Annotated in this window: 1 protein-coding gene; it reads right to left on the bottom strand. The window is 63.5% G+C overall.

Going from position 1 to position 1,242, the window contains the following annotated elements; translation table 11 throughout:
• Nucleotides 1–1,196, bottom strand: a 1,196-nt coding sequence (locus A3A5_RS39190) for a phage integrase family protein (RefSeq protein WP_018312817.1), incomplete at its 3' end; no start/stop codon positions are given.
• Nucleotides 1,197–1,242 lie beyond the last annotated feature (46 nt).

Here is a 1,242-nt window from a genome sequence, read left to right on the forward strand (position 1 = left end):
CCAACCAGTTCGCTGGCGCGCAGACCCGTCGCATAGCCGAAGTCGAGTAGAAAGCGCAGGCGTTGCGCCGCCGACTCGGACCAGCCGTAGGACCACTCCAGACCGTCCGCGATGGCCCGTAGCAGTAGCCATTCCCCTTCGGTAAAGCCCCGTGCCGTATCTAGCGCTGGCCGCGAGGCGTGACCACGTACCTTGATGCCGGCAAACGGGTTGGCCAGCACATAGCGCTGCTCAATGAGCCACCGGAACAGGGCCGACAGCACCGTGAGGGCATAGGCGGCCGATCGGGCCGAGAGGCTTCCCGAGAAGGGGCGCCACTCCACCGAGTCGCGCGGCCGCGGAGGTCCGACCCAGCGCTCGCGTGGCGTCGGGCGTCGAACAAAGGCGCGGTACGCGATGGCGTCGTCAGTCGTCAGGGACGACAGTGCTCGACCGCGCTCAATGATCGCCCACAAGATCAGCCGCTCTGCTTCCTTGCGATAGGCGCGCTGCGTGGCGGCCGTCTCGTGCAACGATAGCCAAGCCTGAACCGCTTCGTAATCGTTCGTTGCGTTCAGCGTGCAAGCTTCCCGCGGTGCACGAAAACTGCCCCGAGAGCCGTCGACCTCGCGCGGTAGGCACAACTGCTCCCACGGCACGATGCCGTGTGGCTGTGCAATCGTAATCAGGGCTCGGGCACGTTCGGTCAGGTGCGGATACTCGGCGAAGAAGGCTTCCACTTGCCTAGCACCGGTCATACCAAGTCCATCGATGACTTTCCACCAGCCGCGCCGGCGTGGGATCCGGACTGTCAGCTCCGAGAGGGTGCGGATGCCATGCTTCTGCAACGCCCTAACGGTTCTGGGCGTCAACCACTGATCAACGCTGTCACTGATCTCGGGCAGCGGCACGGGCAGCGTTGGCAACAGCCTAATCGCTTGTCCGGCGACACCGGCCCATTCAAGCCGCTCTTCAGGGGCATGCTGGAACGCTTCAGCCAGATCTGGTCGGTGGCGGCTGCGAGCGAAGTCGATGAGTTGCTGGCGGATATGCCCCAATATCCCGCGTGCGGATTGGCCAGCTGCCTTGCGGGCGGTCAAATACTGCTCGACGGCCGCGCGGGAACTTAGCCCTGCGTACCAGCCACGCAATGCAGCCAGCGAGTCGGCATCCGGGAACTCTGTCGAGGTAGAAGCCGTGCTCTGGCCCGTTTTCATGTGGATCAGTTACGTTGAATAAAACGCATCACGCGATAATACCCAT

Origin of the sequence: Cupriavidus sp. UYPR2.512 (genome assembly GCF_000379565.1) — a bacterium.
In the GTDB taxonomy this organism is placed as follows: Bacteria; Pseudomonadota; Gammaproteobacteria; order Burkholderiales; family Burkholderiaceae; genus Cupriavidus.